Here is a 15,650-nt window from a genome sequence, read left to right as displayed (position 1 = left end):
TTAAGTATTAGTTTCCAGTTGCAAGGCGTGTATAGACTGACCTTCCAGAGCTTTATATACCATTTTATGCTGTTCTATTTTTGTCTTTCCAAGAAAACACTTGGAGTTTATTTTTAAATGATAATGGTCATCATCTCCAGCAAGATCATGAATCTTTATATCAGCGTCGGGGAACGATTGTTTGATGATCCTCTCTAATTCGTGAATTGCAATAGTCATTGATTTGCTTTAAATTACAATACTTTCATTATAAATCTAAAACGATTGAGCGCAATAAAAAGTTGCTATCATAAAAAATAGAAGCATACTATAATAATGGAATGACAAATTATGCAGGGAGGCTTTGTGGTGGGCGAAAGATTTAAATTCACATATCTATTGGTTTTGCTAACTTTTTCATTTAGGTGCTTATCTTACGATGATAAAATAAATAACTTAGAGAATGTTTACATCAAAGCTAACTATTTTGGAGCATTCTTCAATGCAATAGGTTCTCTAGAAGGAAAAGAAGATGCAGGTGACAATATAACAGAGGGGGTTTTTAGTTTTAATAAGAAGGAGCGAATTGAAGCTGGATACAGTCCTAAATATGTTCCAGGGTTTGCCGGTAGTGCTGCAATAGGGTATTTATTCAAAAATATGAGAGTTGAGTTTGAAGGCTTATATTCTCAGACTAACTTATATGATGAAGATTATTCAGATAAGAAAAAAGCAAGATATATTGAACTTCGTTGTCACAATGATGCGTCTACTGGAGCGGAATGCAATTCACCTTGGAGAAGTGGAAAGGTTGATATTCACATTCAAGAAAATTGTAGTGTTGAAGCAGAGTTCAGAGCTGCATTTAAGATGAAAAATGAAGGTTTTAATAACTTAGCTGGAATGGTCAATGTATATCGTGATTTTAATATAGCAAAAATGCCATTCACCCCATATGTTGGTATTGGTGCAGGTGTAACTAGGGTTAAATTTCTAGGAAAAACCAGATATGCCTTGGCTTACCAAGCAAAACTTGGTATCAATCACCAACTTACAGCACAAACTCAAGCATTTGCTGGTTTACGCTATTTTGGTATCCTTGATAACCAATTTAAAGATATTGTACCAGGAATAAAGATACTAGCTGGTGAAGGATATATTCCTGCCGGTGGAGGAAGTAAAGTTGATGAAACTGCACGTGTTGAATCAACAACTGCAACCATTACCAATAGGTTTGGCATATATGGCTTAGAGTTTGGGTTGGTTTACCACTTTTAACTTTATCCAATAAATTACATATGTGAAGATAGTAAATTCAGCGTGCTGAGAACATTAGAAAGACGAGATTTTAATTGATTTTCATATTTACTCCAATCTTGTATTGCCTTTCTTGCAACACCTGAATCAACTGCGGCTTTTGCAACAGCAGGAGCTACTATAGAAATTAATCTTGGGTCAAATGGAGTAGGTATTATATATTCACGTCCATAGCCCATTTTACGACCGCCATAGACTGCAGATATCTCACCTGGTACTGGCTCACGGGCAAGCTTTGCTATTGCATCTGCAGCTGCAATTTTCATTTCATCATTTATTGTTGTTGCATGTACATCAAGTGCCCCTCTAAATATATAAGGAAAACCCATTACGTTGTTGACTTGGTTGTTGTAATCTGACCTACCAGTTGCAATTATTGCATCTGGCCTCACAGATTTTGCAAACTCAGGCCTTACTTCTGGATCGGGATTGGCAAGAGCAAAAATAATCGGGTCTTTGCCCATACTCTTTAACATCTCTTCATTTAACACATCTTTTGCAGATAGTCCGATGAATACATCAGCGCCTTTTATTGTATCAAGTAGAGAACGTTCGGAAGTATCAATTGCATACTTTTCCTTCCACTCATTCATATCCTCGTTTCTACCTTTGTATATTACTCCTTGCTTATCACACAGCACTATATTTTTAGCGCCCATGGACTTTAGTATTTCTAAACATGCAATACCGGCTGCTCCAGCACCATTCATAATGATCTTAACGTCCTCTAATTTCTTTTCAACAATATCAAGAGCATTTTCTATGCCAGCTGCAACAACCACCGCAGTTCCATGCTGGTCATCATGGAACACTGGAATATCCATCAGTTCATTCAGGCGTTTCTCTATTATAAAACAATCGGGAGATCTTATATCTTCTAAATTTATCCCCCCCCAACTTGGCCCAAGATACCTTACTGCATTGATGAAATCTTCTATATTTTCTGTACCAACTTCTATATCAACTGCATCAATATCAGCAAAACGCTTAAATAAAACAGCTTTGCCTTCCATGACAGGTTTTGCAGCAAGAGGACCGATATTACCAAGTCCAAGCACTGCAGTGCCATTTGAAATGACAGCAACACAGTTGCTTTTTGCTGTATAATCATAAACAACCTCAGGATTTTTAGCTATTTCAAGGCACGGAGCTGCAACACCAGGGGAATAAGCAAGTGACAAATCATACTGGGTAGATAAAGGTTTTGTTGGCATGATTGAAATTTTACCAGGGTTACCACCTCTGCTGTGATACTTAAGCGCTTCTTGTTTTGTGGTACTATCTAAATCATCGTTCATCATTACATCCTTATATTTTAAGCTTGTATTTTTTAAGTATATGGAGTTTTTATAAATGTTCAATTGTAAACTATTAACTTGTGAACTCTGTTGTACTTCTGTATAAGTTTACCTATTACGTAAGATGATATTACATGCTTAAAAAAAACGTGCCTAATTTGCTTACAATTTCTCGTGCACTTGCAATACCAGCAATAATATTAAGTTTTTATATAGAAAATAAATATGCAGGCCTGATAACAATATCAATCTTTGTGTTTGCGTGCATTACGGATTTTTTTGATGGTTACCTGGCGCGTGCGTGGAAAGTCCAATCAAAGTTTGGCAAGCTATTTGATCCAATTGCTGACAAATTAATAGTGGTTTCAACGATAATTATGCTAGTTTATAAGCATAAGATAAATGATTTTACAATAGTACCATCGATTATCATCATCTGTCGGGAGATATTAGTCTCGGGTTTACGGGAGTTTCTGATAGCTACAAATGTTAGTCTACCTGTAAGCAAAGCTGGAAAAATTAAAACATTTTTGCAGATGGTTGCTGTAGTAGCGCTAATAATGAACGATTATTATATGATTCAATATACAGGTGCGATTTGTTTATGGGTTGCAGCTATTATAACTATGTGGTCAGGCTATAATTATATCCTAGCCGGCATCAAATAGATTGATTAAATCTCCTAGGAAATAGTTAATAGACAAGAGTAGTTAATATCTTAGTGATATTGACTCAGAAAGCAAAAAGGTGTATAATTGTATTAACTTACTACTAATTAGGTTAATATTATGAAAATACCTAGTGGCAAATTTTCTTCTACTAAAAAGGTTCCAGGAAAGAATAAGAAAAAAAGAGATTTTGAACCATTAGAAGAGTTTTTTTGGGATTTTTGGCCAACAGTTGATAAAGAAGTCAAAAGAGAAAGGCTAGAACAAGAACTATTAGCACTAAAAAAAAGAGAGCTATATAGAAAATGTGCATCATTGGCAACAATGGTCCCATTTACATTGCTGATGGCGATTGAACTGGAAAAAACATATAGCGATCAGGTATTACTTGGCGTGATAAGTGGCGCGCTAAGCCACACTATATTACCTTTTACAGTCTTATCTCTTATTTGTACGCTATATTTAATTTACAATAATAGGAAGATAGCACAAAAAGAACGAGAGTTGGAGATTATTGAAAATGGAGAGGAAGTAAAGGAAAAAGAGCACAATATTTCTGATATAGGTCAGTGTTTGATCTATATTGAGGCTATAACAACTGCACTGGTTATTGTAGGTATGATAATGGGTGAAACATCTTCACTTGAAGCAGCAGAGGATGCAATTTTATTTCTTGCCAATGCAATTGCTTTTCTTGCAACTCTTGTTTCTTATATTGATAAGCATGAAAAAAATAAGAAAAAGGAAACAGAAAAGTCTGATCTTGATGAGAAATCTAGCAAGAAAACTAGCAATATATCTGTAGCCGGATTGGCGCTTGCTGGTTCTTCTGTATTTTTAATAAGAAGGATAATGTTAATAGCATTAGCATCGTCCTTAAATCCTGCTGTTGGACCTACTTTAGGCTTGGTAGGTATTGCAATTTTTATGGCTGTACAGGTCTTAACTATACATTCCTACAGTAAGACGCTGAAAGATCCAAAAGTGGAAGGACGAGGTGAATCAAGAAATGCAGGTAGTTCTGACCGTAGTTATAAAGAAGAAGGACCGGCTATTGCCTAAGAAATTTATTTATTTAAGTAATATTTAGGTCTATACTTTATTTTGATCGAAAAAAATCTTATGTATAAGACTTTAATCACGTGCTTTATTTTCCTAATTTGCTCCTTTACACAATCGTATGCGGATGATCTTGAAAAAACTGAAACTGAACTATATGAAGAAGCAGTTGAACTTTTTGACCAGAAAAAATATAAACAAGCTATTAGGGCATTTCATAAGATAGAGGATTTGTATCCTTTTTCTTATTGGGCAATGAAAGCAAAATTATTATCTGGGGTCTCTCACTATAATATGGGTAACTATAGCAGTGCTGCAAGTGATATGGCTGATTATATATATGTTTATTCAAATGGTGAAGATTTACCATATGTATACTACTTAAGAGTATTATCTTATTACATGCAAATTAATAAAGTGCAACTTGGACAGCAAACTGCATATAAAACTTTAGAGCTAGCCACTGAGTACATTAATCTCTTTCTAGGCAGCGAATATGTAGACGAGATAAAGGAAAGAGCAAAATTAATCACAGAACATATATCAACAAAAGAGTATTCTATCGGTAAATTTTACCTGAGGCGTGGTGAATATTTAGCAGCAATTAAGCGTTTCCAGAATATGGCAAGCTATAAGGATTCTAAATATTTTTCTAAGTCTATTAACCATTTAATAGCAGCCCATTCAGCTCTTGGCCTTGACTTAGAAGCTGAGCAGTATGAAAGTATGTTATTAGCAGAAAACCTGCAAGATGCCAAGCCAGAGGCTTGAAAATTTGCTTTAGCTTTTTCTATGCTTTGATATATAATTAGGTTTTTAACTATTTGAATATGGCTGGTCATTCACAATTTTCAAATATAAAACATCGGAAAGGCGCTCAGGATGCAAAGCGCTCTCAAAAATTTACGAAGCTGATCAGAGAAATAACAGTTGCTGCAAAGCAAGGGCTGCCCGATCCCGAACTCAACCCGCGCCTTCGCTCTGCTATATTTGCTGCACGCAAGGAAAATCTACCAAAAGATAAAATAGAAACAGCAATAAAAAATGCAACTGGTAACGTTGCTGGAGAAAATTACGAGGAAATCCAATATGAAGGTCATGGGCCTTCTGGCACTGCACTCATTGTCCATGTTTTGACTAATAATCGCAACCGAACTGCTTCTGAGGTACGTTATATATTTTCTCGCAAGGGTGGAAACTTGGGAGAAACAGGAAGTGTTAGTTACCTTTTCGATCATGTAGGCTTAATCGTCTATAAAGCAGAGGGTGTGAATTTTGATGATTTATTCAGTCATGGAATCGAATTAGAAGTATTGAATGTTGAGGAAAATGACAAAGAAGGATTACACGTTATAACTTGTGAAATAAAAGATTTTGGTAAAGTACGCGATGCCTTTTATGCAAAATTCGGAGAACCAGAACTTGCTCGTCTTTCATGGCAGCCAAAAGATCTGATTGAAATTAGCGATAAAGAGTTGATTGATAAATTATCTGCATTGGTTGAAGAATTAGAAGATAATGATGATGTACAGTATGTGGAAGGTAATTTTACTTTTGTTGATGCTGTTTAAATGATGAAGCTGATTGTATTTATGCTGCTCTTTATCTTACCGTTATATACCGCTGAAACATCAACAGATCTTGCACAGCCATTCCAGCATGGAATCAGAAAAAAAAAAGCTACTTTGACGACAGAAAGTGATAGAAAGTTGTTATTCATATCCAGTACCATAAAATCTTCCTTTTTTGCCACGGAAGGGTTGGCGCCAAATACAGTGGTGAAATTGATCAACATATATAAAGATTTCGGTGTTGATTTTAAAAAAGACATTGTGCCGAAGAGTAAATTGGAGGTTCTTTTTGAGAGATTGCCTAATAATCAGAAGACTGAAGAAAAAATTTTATATGCTTCACTGATAATAAACAAGAAAGCTATTAGTTTATATCATTATAAATCGCAAGACGGCAAAGAAAGGTATTTTAATAAAGAAGGAATAAGCTTAAAAAATGGCGAAATTTTTGCAAATCCTTTAAATGGAGATTATCGCATATCCTCAAAATTTGGCAATAGAAAGCATCCTGTTCGCGGTAAAATTGCTTTTCACAAAGGAGTGGATTATGCAGCTAAACTTGGCACTCCCATATACTCTGCTGCAGAGGGTGTGATAGAATATATAGGAAAGAATGGTGGCTATGGAAATTACATCAAAATAAAACACAAAAATGAATATTCAACCTGTTACGCGCATATAAGTAGATTTAGTGGCGATATAAAGTTAGGCTCTAAAGTAAAGCAGGGGCAGGTCATCGCCTATGTTGGTAGCACTGGTGTTGCAACAGGCCCTCATTTACATTACGAAGTTATATATAACGGCAAACACATCGATCCGCTTACGATAGCACATAAAACTGAAGTAAAATTGCCTGATCATGAATTAAGAGAGTTTAAACTATTTGTAAATAAGATAAATAAAACGATCAACAGAGAGAGTTCAAGTGAAAAAGAAGTTTAAAGACAATATGGATAAGAATACGATAAACGATAGAATTTGAGTCAAATTCGGGCTTTTCCTGTACTAATAGCGCTAGGATTAATTTTATCGCTGCTTTTTTTGGCATATGACAGCACAATTGCACTTGGAGTTGCTGCCGTTTCAATTTTGACTTTTCTTCAAGGATTTTTTATTAATGACCCTAATGAAGCAAGAGTGATAGAATTTTTTGGTCATTATATTGGAACTTATTTTAAGTCTGGAATATGTGTAACGCTTCCCTTTTCAAGCAAATATATAGTTTCCCTAAAATTTCAGAATATTAACACAGAAAAAATAAAAGTTAATGATGCAAATGGAAGTCCAATAGAGATTTCTGCAGTAATTGTTTGGAGAGTGAGCAGTCCTGCAAAGGCGTATTATAATGTTAACAACTATCACGAATTTGTTTTTGTACAAAGTGACTCGGTAATTAGAGAATTGGCGAGCAATTATCCGTATGACAGCGAGAGCAATGAGGAATCTTTACGTAAAAATTCTGATAAAATTTCAGATGAATTGCGGTCAATGTTACAACAAAGATTAGATATTGCAGGAATTGAGATTACAGAAGCAAGAATATCGCATTTGGCGTATTCGTCCGAGATTGCACAAGCAATGTTAAGGCGTCAACAAGCACATGCTATCACTTCGGCAAGAAGGCATATAGTGCAAAATGCAATAGGAATTGTCGAGGAAGTAATAGCTCATTTTGAAAAAAACAAAAGCTTACAATTAGATGGCAAGCAAAAGGTTCAATTGATAAATAATTTGTTGGTTGCCCTAATCTCTGAGCAAGATGCACAACCGACGATTAGTTTAGATAATAATTAGCATAGAAGCCGATTGGGTTTCATAAATGCAAGTCACTATTAATTTCTTGATTAATAGACTAAATGATGTTATAAATTACACGCATTAGGGGTGCTCTAGAAAAGCTGAGAGTACATAAAGTACAACCCTTTGAACCTGATATTGTTAAAGCAAGCGTAGGAAAATGTATGTATATAAATATTGAAGAATGCTTCGGCTTCATTGCGTTAATTGCATCTCTAATTGGATTATCACCTCAAGTATATAAAGCATATATCACTAAAGTTACTCGTGATGTATCGATGTTAATGTTAGTAAACTATCTTATTTGTTCATTGTCTTGGATTGGCTATGGTCTTTACCAGAGCTCAATTTTTGTGGTGCTTAGCAATATTGCTGGATTAGTGATTAGCATAATATCAATTATTCAAAAATGTTACTACGATGCAAAACCTGCACCATGATCATGTGCTGCACTGCAGTACACAACAACAATATCGTTCTATTGTAGTGCTAAATGGAAAAATACCGAGCTCATCGTTTTTTAAACTAGATATACCTATTATTGCTGTAGATGGAGGAGCAAACAAGCTTCTATCAATTGGCGTAAAACCTGATCTTGTAGTAGGAGATTTGGATAGCGTAAATCTGGATTTACGTGCTAATTTGAATACGATATATCTACCTGATCAAGATTATTGCGACTTTTCTAAAGCAATGGCTCACTTAAAAACAGTAAAGTTATTGCCATCAATAGTAACGGGTATTACTGGAGGAGCAATTGATCACATACTACAGAATATTAACATTTTTCTAAGTACGGGCAGTATCTTTTACACACCTTCACCTCCCATGGTAGGTTACACTTTACAAAAAGGTATTACCCATTTTTTTTCTTTGCCAAAAAATACTAAAATATCTTTACTTGGTATACCGAGAGCTCAAATATCAACTAAAGGATTAAAATGGGAACTGCACCTTAGTAATCTTGCTTTTCCGGGAAAAAATTCTTGCTTTAATCGAAGTTTAGGCAATAAGGTATCCGTAGAAGTACACAGTGGTATATGTCTAGCAATGATTTATTTAGAGACAGTAGATGATGCTGCAAGACATCATGTGCGTCAAGTTAAGAAGTAAATAGACTTCTTGCATAACCCAAACTAAGTAGAAAAAAGGTATCATCCAAGTAGCTGACACTGGTTCCTTTATGACGTGTCATTCCAGTTTCAGCTACTTGAATGACAGCAGTCCTACGTCATACCGCCGCGGTATCTCTTAGCCGCTAACAAGCAGCGGGATGACGAATTGCTTAACCATCATCTACACCGTCATACCGCGATTCATTCGCGGTATCTCTAGATCCCGCTAACAAGCAGCGGGATGACGAATTACTTAACCATCATTACACCGTCATACCGCGATTCATTCGCGGTATCTCTTAACATAGATCCCCTACTATACCTTAACATAGATCCCGCTAACAAGCAGCGGGATGACGAGCTTATCGTCACGCCGCCGCAAACCGTCATACCGCGATTCATTCGCGGTATCTCTTAACATAGATCCCCTACTATACCTTAACATAGATCCCGCTAACACGTAGCGGGATGACGATTGTCGTTTAGCTATAAACATTAAGAAATTTACCAAACGAAAAAAAAGGCAAAAGAAGCCCTGAGGTTATTATCCGCTTTAAAATATTGGCGTTTTTTATGTTTTAAACGCTTGACAAGCGAGATTCAGCCGCTTTTAATTGCAACTAACTTACGCTGCAAATGTTTAAGAAATTTACTAAGCAGAAAAAAAGACAAAGAATCCCCGAGTTAGCTAGTCTTTTACTATCTCTGTCGAGTATTGGCATTTTTTGATGTCTTGTAACGCTTTATAAGCGCGTTCAGCTTATTTAGATAAAAATCTAGATGTAGATGAAGTTTTGTAAAGACATACAGTATCTATATACTGCAAAAAATTGAACATAAGACACCAATACATTAAGTAATCCTTACCTTTTAATCTGCAGATTGGCGAAAGCAAATACAATAGCTTCAGTTTCATGATAGGGGAGCTGGCGGAGTTTGTCAAGCAAGTTTTTTCGTTTCTACTGAATGACAGTTGTGGCTTGGGAGGTAGTGCAAGAAGTCTATTGTATTACTGAATTATTAATAATCTAGTAATAGTGCCTGCTATGTAGCTAAAATTTTCCTTTAACTTAAGCTATATGTAGCTAAAATAACTTGGGTTTACCGACGATTTGACAAACGACAAATTCGTCATCCCGCTACTTGTTAGCGGGATCTAGAGATATCGCAGCGGTATGACCCTGACTTGCATTAGCTATGTATAATAAAGGGAATCTATGACAAAAGAATCATTGGTAAAAACTGATATAGTGAAAGTTGAAGACAAAAAGGCGGTAAGAAGCTTTTTTAAAATACTAGGTGGAGTGGCAGATGCTGTAAGATCGTGGATTGGTAACATCAGTCCTGATTTAAGCAACAGTCGCGATATCGATAGTTTAGTCTTGAAGATGAACGAGTGCTTAAATCCAAAGGGAGGGGAGGTTTCAGCACGTAAAAACGCTGTATCTCTTGGTAACTTGTACTTAAGCTTATCAGAGAAAGGTAAAATAAAATTTCTACAAACCCTGGCAGAAAAATTTAATCCGAATAAAGCGGAAATAGATGAGAAAATTAGAGAGTATAAGAAAAACCAAGATCCCGAGTTAAACTATAAATTTGAACAGGATTTAATAAAAATTCTTGAATCACCGCGTTCTAAAATATTGAAGCAATTTATTTCTTTACCAGAAGGCCTTAAGTTTATTGTTGATATGCGTTCTGACGTGCTTAAGCTAAAGAACCAATATAGAAGCTTGAATCCACTAGAAAGCGAATTAAAAAATATACTCTATACTTGGGTTGATGTTGATCTACTTGATCTTCGTCAAATCACCTGGGATTCACCTGCATCATTGCTAGAAAAACTTATAAAATATGAAGCTGTGCATAAAATTTCCTCTTGGGATGACTTAAAAAACAGGCTGGGTCTCTGTTTTGCTTTTTTTCATTACAAGATACCAAACGAACCTCTAATTTTTGTAGAGGTTGCATTGGTGGATAAGATTGCAGATAGTATTCAACACCTTTTAGATGAGTCAGTACCTTCAAATGATCCGAGTAATGCAAGCACTGCTATATTCTATTCAATATCAAACACTCAAGCAGGGTTATCTGGAATCAGCCTTGGTAATTTTTTGATCAAAAGGGTTGTAGAAAAGCTATCACAGGAGTTTAAAAGTATAAAAACATATGCAACTCTTTCTCCAATACCTGGCTTTACGAAATGGCTAAAAAACAATCTAAACCAAGATGTCACTTTATTGGGCAAACTAAATATAAAACAATCTAGTGCAGAAATTTTAGAAAGTGCAGAGCAATTAAAAATTAACGTTGAATGTATAAATGAAACTAAACAATGCATGCTTAAACTATGTGCATATTATTTACTAAAAGTGAATAATAGTAATGGGAATGCTTATGATCCGGTGGCGCATTTTCATTTAAGCAATGGTGCATCGATAAAACAATTAAACTGGATGGCGGATACTTCTGAAAAAGGTATTAGTCAGTCGGCTGGAATGATGGTAAATTATCTGTATGAGTTGCCTAAAATAGATAATAATCATGAAAACTATATGGTTAATAAAGTGATTTCCTGCTCGAAAAAAGTGTCGTCTATGTTGAAGGAGTAAATAGTCTCTTAATAAAGGATTGCCCTCACAACACTTAAAATGTAAAATGGTTCTACTTAAGTAAAATAGCCATAAATGAACAACATAAGAAATTTTGCAATAATAGCGCATATAGACCACGGTAAGTCAACGCTTGCTGACCGTTTAATAGAGGAATGTAACGGCCTTGAAGCAAGAGAAATGATCAATCAAATACTCGATTCAATGGATATAGAACGCGAACGTGGGATTACAATTAAGGCACAGACGGTAAAACTCAATTATACGGCAAACGACGGTAATCAATATTGCCTAAATCTCATGGACACCCCAGGTCACGTTGACTTTTCTTACGAGGTAAGCCGAAGCTTAGCCGCATGTGAAGGTTCACTTTTAGTGGTAGATAGTAGCCAGGGCGTTGAAGCACAAACCCTTGCAAATGTATATAAAGCTATTGACAACAACCATGAAATAATAGTTGTGCTCAATAAAGTTGATCTTCCTGCTGCAGATCCAGAAAAGGTAAAACTCCAGGTTGAGGAAGTAATTGGCATTGACGCAAGTGAGTCAGTTTTAATATCAGCAAAAACTGGACTTGGAATAAAAGATGTACTGGAAGCAATAGTAGCAAAACTTCCAGCTCCTCAAGGTGATGTAAATGCTCCACTGCAAGCAATTTTGGTTGATAGTTGGTATGACACTTACTTAGGAGTAGTAATTTTAGTGCGAGTTAAAAATGGAGTGCTAAAAAAAGGCATGAGAATTGTTATGATGTCTAATAATGCTACATATCAGATAGATAATATCGGTATTTTCACCCCTAAAAAAGTGATGACGGGTGAACTTTCAGCGGGTGAAGTTGGTTTTATAACTGCTTCAATGAAGGAAGTAGCAGACTGCAAGGTAGGAGACACTATCACTGAGGAAAAGAGACCTTGTAGTGAAGCACTTCCTGGATTTAAAGAAGTGCATCCTGTGGTATTTTGTAGCATTTTCCCTCACAAAACGGATGATTTTAAATATCTAAGGGAAGCTCTAGAGAAGTTACATTTAAATGATGCAAGTTTTACCTTCGAAGCTGAAACTTCAAATGCACTAGGCTATGGATTTCGTTGTGGTTTTTTGGGAATGTTGCATCTTGAAGTTATTCAAGAAAGACTCGAGAGAGAGTTTGATTTAGATCTAACAGCAACTGCACCGAGTGTTATATATAGGGTTACAACACGAAGTGGTGAAGTTTTGAATATTCATAACCCAAGTGATATGCCAGATCCAACGAAAATTGAAATTGTGGAAGAACCGTGGATTACCGCAACCATAATGGTTCCTGATCAATACTTAGGTGATATTCTATCTCTATGTGAAGAAAGGAGGGGAGAACAGGAGGATTTATCTTACATTGGTAACACAACAACAGCATTGTTAAGATATAAATTACCACTGTCTGAAGTTGTTTTTGACTTTTATGATCGATTAAAATCAATTTCCAAAGGATATGCAAGTTTGGATTGGGAAATTTCCAGCTATCTGGTAAGCCAAATAGATAAATTAAGCTTTTTAATTAATGGAGAGCCCGTAGATGCACTGGCTTGTATCGTTCACAAAAGTAGGGCAGAAAAAAGGGGGCGTGAAATATGTGCACGCTTGAAGGATTTAATACCACGTCAGCAATATAAAATCGCGATTCAAGCGGCAGTGGGCGGAAAAATTATTGCCAGAGAAACGATTAACCCATACAGAAAAGATGTAACAGCTAAACTCTATGGTGGAGATGTAACGCGAAGAATGAAACTACTTGAAAAGCAAAAGAAGGGTAAAAAAAGGTTACATTCTATAGGGAACGTAAATATTCCACAGAATGCTTTTATTCAAGCCTTGAAGATAAGTGATTGATCTTAAAAGACTTCTTGTATAGTTTTTGGCAACAACCGTTAGAAACGAAAAAACTTACTTGACAAACTCCGCCAGCCCCCTTATCATGAAACTGAAGCTATTTATTTATCTTCTCTGTACAGATTAAATGACAAAAAAACTCACGTATCTGGCGTCTCATGTTTAATTTTTTGCACTATGTGCACCTTATGTCTTTATCAAACTTCTACCTACATAAGCTGAAACGCGCTTATAAAGCGTTTAAAACATAAAAAAACGCCAACTTAAAAAATGGATAGTGAATAACTAGCTACCCTAGGGTTTCTTTTGCCTTTTTTTCTGTTTAGTAAATTTCTTAATGTTTCTAATTTAGATTAGTTGCGGTTTAAAAGCAACTGAATCGCGGTTATTAAGCATTTAGAATAAAAAAACGCCATACTTGAAAGTATAATGTAAGTAATTAGCCAACCACGGGGCTTCTTTTGCCTTTTTTTTCATTTGGTAAATTTCTTAATGTTTATGGCTAAACGACAACCGTCATCCCGCTACTTGTTAGCGGCTGAGATAACGCGGCGGTATGACGTAGGACTGCTGTCATCCCAGTGCTTGACACTGGGATCCAGTTGAGCTATTTCAACAAAAATACTGCATTTGAGATGAACGTTCCAGACTTATTTATAAATATAACAATTAAAGTCTGGATTCCAGCGTCAAGCACTGGAATAATATCGTTTACTATGTCTATATTACAATATTTGTGCAGTTGTGTGTCAACTACTTTTGTGGCACCGTTTGTTATTCAATCTTTATGCTAGTTTTACTAAAAATTATAGTATTTTAGGTATAATTGCAATATCTAAATTTAAGGTATAGAGATGAACCCTAGGAAAGTTTTTAATATTCTTTTTATAGTATTATTTATTTCTTTTTCTCATGTTGGGAGTGCTGCCGCTGACACTAATACTGATACAACTGCTCAAGTAATATGTAACATTATTGGCTACGTTTGGGGAATAGGCGGACCGCTTATGACCGTAGTGATAATAGGTGCAGCTTTGCTTGCGATATTTGGTAGAATGCCATGGCCAGCTCTTTTTGCACTCGGTATATTTTGTGCTGTATTTTTCGGTGCTAAAACTATCGTCATAAAAGTAATGGGTGGTATAGGCGGCACTGGAAATACTTCTTTGATGGACCAATGCGGAACAGGAGACACAAAAAAGAACTATTTTTTTCTAAAACAGACCTGATGCACGGATTCAACTATATCTTCCACTTGCGGTAATGCTTTTTTTTCTAGATTTGCAGCGTAAGGTAAGGGGATGTCCTTGCCAGTTACACGTACAACTGGAGCATCAAGGTAGTCAAATCCTTGTTCCATAACAACGGCTGACAGCTCTGCTCCTATTCCTGCAAATGGCCATCCTTCTTCTACACTAACTAACCTATTAGTCTTCTGAATAGAGTTAATAACAGTTTGAGTGTCAAGTGGTCTTAAGGTTCTGAGGTCAATAACTTCAGCTTCTATACCTTTACTCGAAAGTAAATCTGCTGCATTTAAGGCATCCATTAATTTTAATGAAAAAGCAGTGATAGTTACATCCTTTCCTTCCCGTATAACAGCAGCTTTGCCTATCTCAAGTAGATAATCTTTGTTTGATAGCTCAGAGTCAGAAACTTCATGCTCATGTCCATAAGCTATTTCGTTTTCTAGAAATATTACCGGATTAGGGTCACGAATTGCAGCTTTAAGCAGACCTCTGCAATCTGAGGCAAAATAGGGTGCTATTACTTTTAACCCCGGTATATGCGAATACCAAGCTGCAAAGCATTGAGAATGTTGTGCAGCAACTCTTGCTGCAGCGCCATTTGGTCCACGAAATACTATAGGGCATCCAAGTTGTCCGCCTGACATATAATTTGTTTTTGCTGCGGAATTCACAATTTGGTCAATAGCTTGCATAGAAAAATTAAAAGTCATAAACTCGACTATTGGCTTTAATCCAGCAAATGCCGCTCCAACAGCAAGGCCAGCAAATCCATGTTCGGTAATAGGCGTATCAACTACTCTGTTTTCTCCAAACTCTTTCAGTAATCCTTTCGTTACTTTATAAGCACCATCATACTCTGCAACTTCTTCACCCATGATAAGCACATCAGAGTCGTTTTGCATTTCTTCTCTAATTGCTGTGCATAAAGCTTCTCTTACACTTAAGGTTGCCATTTATAAACTTTTATAGACTTTAACTAAAGTAACTATATCAGAATTACTGGGGGTAAGTAAAGTGTACAAATTAAGTTTTACAAACATCATGACCAACTCATTCCAAAAAAAAATCTTCTCACGCTTGCTGGTTTTGGTTGCTAAAAATGATTGTATTGC

Annotated in this window: 14 protein-coding genes, 1 pseudogene and 1 riboswitch; of the genes and pseudogenes, 12 read left to right on the top strand and 3 right to left on the bottom strand. The window is 35.9% G+C overall.

All coding sequences use genetic code 11. The features are described from left to right. On the bottom strand, positions 1-219 hold the full coding sequence (locus tag ACQH2O_RS04830; protein ID WP_006280012.1) for a BolA/IbaG family iron-sulfur metabolism protein: 219 nt from the start codon (positions 217-219) through the stop codon (positions 1-3). Between the two features lie 129 nt (positions 220-348). Here ACQH2O_RS04830 and ACQH2O_RS04825 point away from each other — a divergent pair, with 129 nt between their 5' ends. Beyond that, complete coding sequence (locus tag ACQH2O_RS04825) at positions 349-1,257, top strand: P44/Msp2 family outer membrane protein (RefSeq protein ID WP_425385100.1); 909 nt, start codon at positions 349-351, stop codon at positions 1,255-1,257. Between the two features lie 14 nt (positions 1,258-1,271). Here ACQH2O_RS04825 and ACQH2O_RS04820 read toward each other — a convergent pair whose 3' ends face one another. Next, entirely contained in the window at positions 1,272-2,594 is a 1,323-nt protein-coding gene (locus tag ACQH2O_RS04820) for a malic enzyme-like NAD(P)-binding protein (protein WP_077188090.1), read from the bottom strand. 134 nt (positions 2,595-2,728) lie between these two features. Here ACQH2O_RS04820 and pgsA point away from each other — a divergent pair, with 134 nt between their 5' ends. The 11 genes and pseudogenes from pgsA (at position 2,729) to ACQH2O_RS04765 (ending at position 14,517) form a co-directional block, all read left to right on the top strand. After that, positions 2,729-3,262: a CDP-diacylglycerol--glycerol-3-phosphate 3-phosphatidyltransferase gene (gene pgsA, locus ACQH2O_RS04815; protein ID WP_010962629.1), complete on the top strand. Its 534-nt coding sequence runs from the start codon at positions 2,729-2,731 to the stop codon at positions 3,260-3,262. A gap of 120 nt (positions 3,263-3,382) precedes the next feature. Beyond that, positions 3,383-4,324 carry a hypothetical protein gene (locus tag ACQH2O_RS04810; RefSeq protein WP_010962628.1) on the top strand — a complete coding sequence of 314 codons (942 nt, stop codon included), beginning with the start codon at positions 3,383-3,385 and terminating at the stop codon, positions 4,322-4,324. 60 nt (positions 4,325-4,384) lie between these two features. Further along, positions 4,385-5,092 carry an outer membrane protein assembly factor BamD gene (locus ACQH2O_RS04805; RefSeq protein WP_425385099.1) on the top strand — a complete coding sequence of 236 codons (708 nt, stop codon included), beginning with the start codon at positions 4,385-4,387 and terminating at the stop codon, positions 5,090-5,092. A gap of 59 nt (positions 5,093-5,151) precedes the next feature. Further along, positions 5,152-5,892 (top strand): YebC/PmpR family DNA-binding transcriptional regulator, encoded by a 741-nt coding sequence (locus tag ACQH2O_RS04800; protein ID WP_010962626.1) that lies wholly within the window; start codon positions 5,152-5,154, stop codon positions 5,890-5,892. Positions 5,893-5,895: 3 nt separating this feature from the next. After that, entirely contained in the window at positions 5,896-6,834 is a 939-nt protein-coding gene (locus tag ACQH2O_RS04795; RefSeq protein ID WP_425385386.1) for a M23 family metallopeptidase, read from the top strand. Between the two features lie 7 nt (positions 6,835-6,841). Beyond that, positions 6,842-7,686: pseudogene (locus tag ACQH2O_RS04790) on the top strand (SPFH domain-containing protein). 76 nt (positions 7,687-7,762) lie between these two features. Continuing rightward, positions 7,763-7,865, top strand: a riboswitch (TPP riboswitch). After that, positions 7,854-8,129 (top strand): SemiSWEET family sugar transporter, encoded by a 276-nt coding sequence (locus ACQH2O_RS04785; protein ID WP_006280002.1) that lies wholly within the window; start codon positions 7,854-7,856, stop codon positions 8,127-8,129. Its footprint overlaps the riboswitch before it by 12 nt. Continuing rightward, positions 8,110-8,802, top strand: a complete 693-nt coding sequence (locus tag ACQH2O_RS04780) for a thiamine diphosphokinase (protein ID WP_425385098.1) — start codon at positions 8,110-8,112, stop codon at positions 8,800-8,802. Before ACQH2O_RS04785 ends, ACQH2O_RS04780 begins: the two co-directional genes overlap by 20 nt. Before the next feature lie 1,219 nt (positions 8,803-10,021). Further along, positions 10,022-11,416, top strand: coding sequence for a malonyl-CoA decarboxylase (locus ACQH2O_RS04775; RefSeq protein ID WP_038198837.1), 1,395 nt, complete (start codon positions 10,022-10,024; stop codon positions 11,414-11,416). 75 nt (positions 11,417-11,491) lie between these two features. Beyond that, positions 11,492-13,288, top strand: a complete 1,797-nt coding sequence (lepA, locus tag ACQH2O_RS04770; RefSeq protein WP_010082651.1) for a translation elongation factor 4 — start codon at positions 11,492-11,494, stop codon at positions 13,286-13,288. Positions 13,289-14,142: 854 nt separating this feature from the next. Continuing rightward, entirely contained in the window at positions 14,143-14,517 is a 375-nt protein-coding gene (locus ACQH2O_RS04765) for a TrbC/VirB2 family protein (RefSeq protein WP_006279664.1), read from the top strand. On the opposite strand, the gene ACQH2O_RS04760 is transcribed toward ACQH2O_RS04765, so the two are convergent. Further along, positions 14,493-15,491, bottom strand: a complete 999-nt coding sequence (locus ACQH2O_RS04760) for a pyruvate dehydrogenase complex E1 component subunit beta (protein WP_425385097.1) — start codon at positions 15,489-15,491, stop codon at positions 14,493-14,495. The genes ACQH2O_RS04765 and ACQH2O_RS04760 overlap by 25 nt on opposite strands. Positions 15,492-15,650: the final 159 nt, after the last annotated feature.

The sequence above is a fragment of the Wolbachia endosymbiont (group B) of Schoenobius gigantella genome (genome assembly GCF_964031005.1).
In the GTDB taxonomy this organism is placed as follows: Bacteria; Pseudomonadota; Alphaproteobacteria; order Rickettsiales; family Anaplasmataceae; genus Wolbachia; species Wolbachia pipientis.
This window is presented reverse-complemented; position numbering and strand designations above follow the sequence as displayed.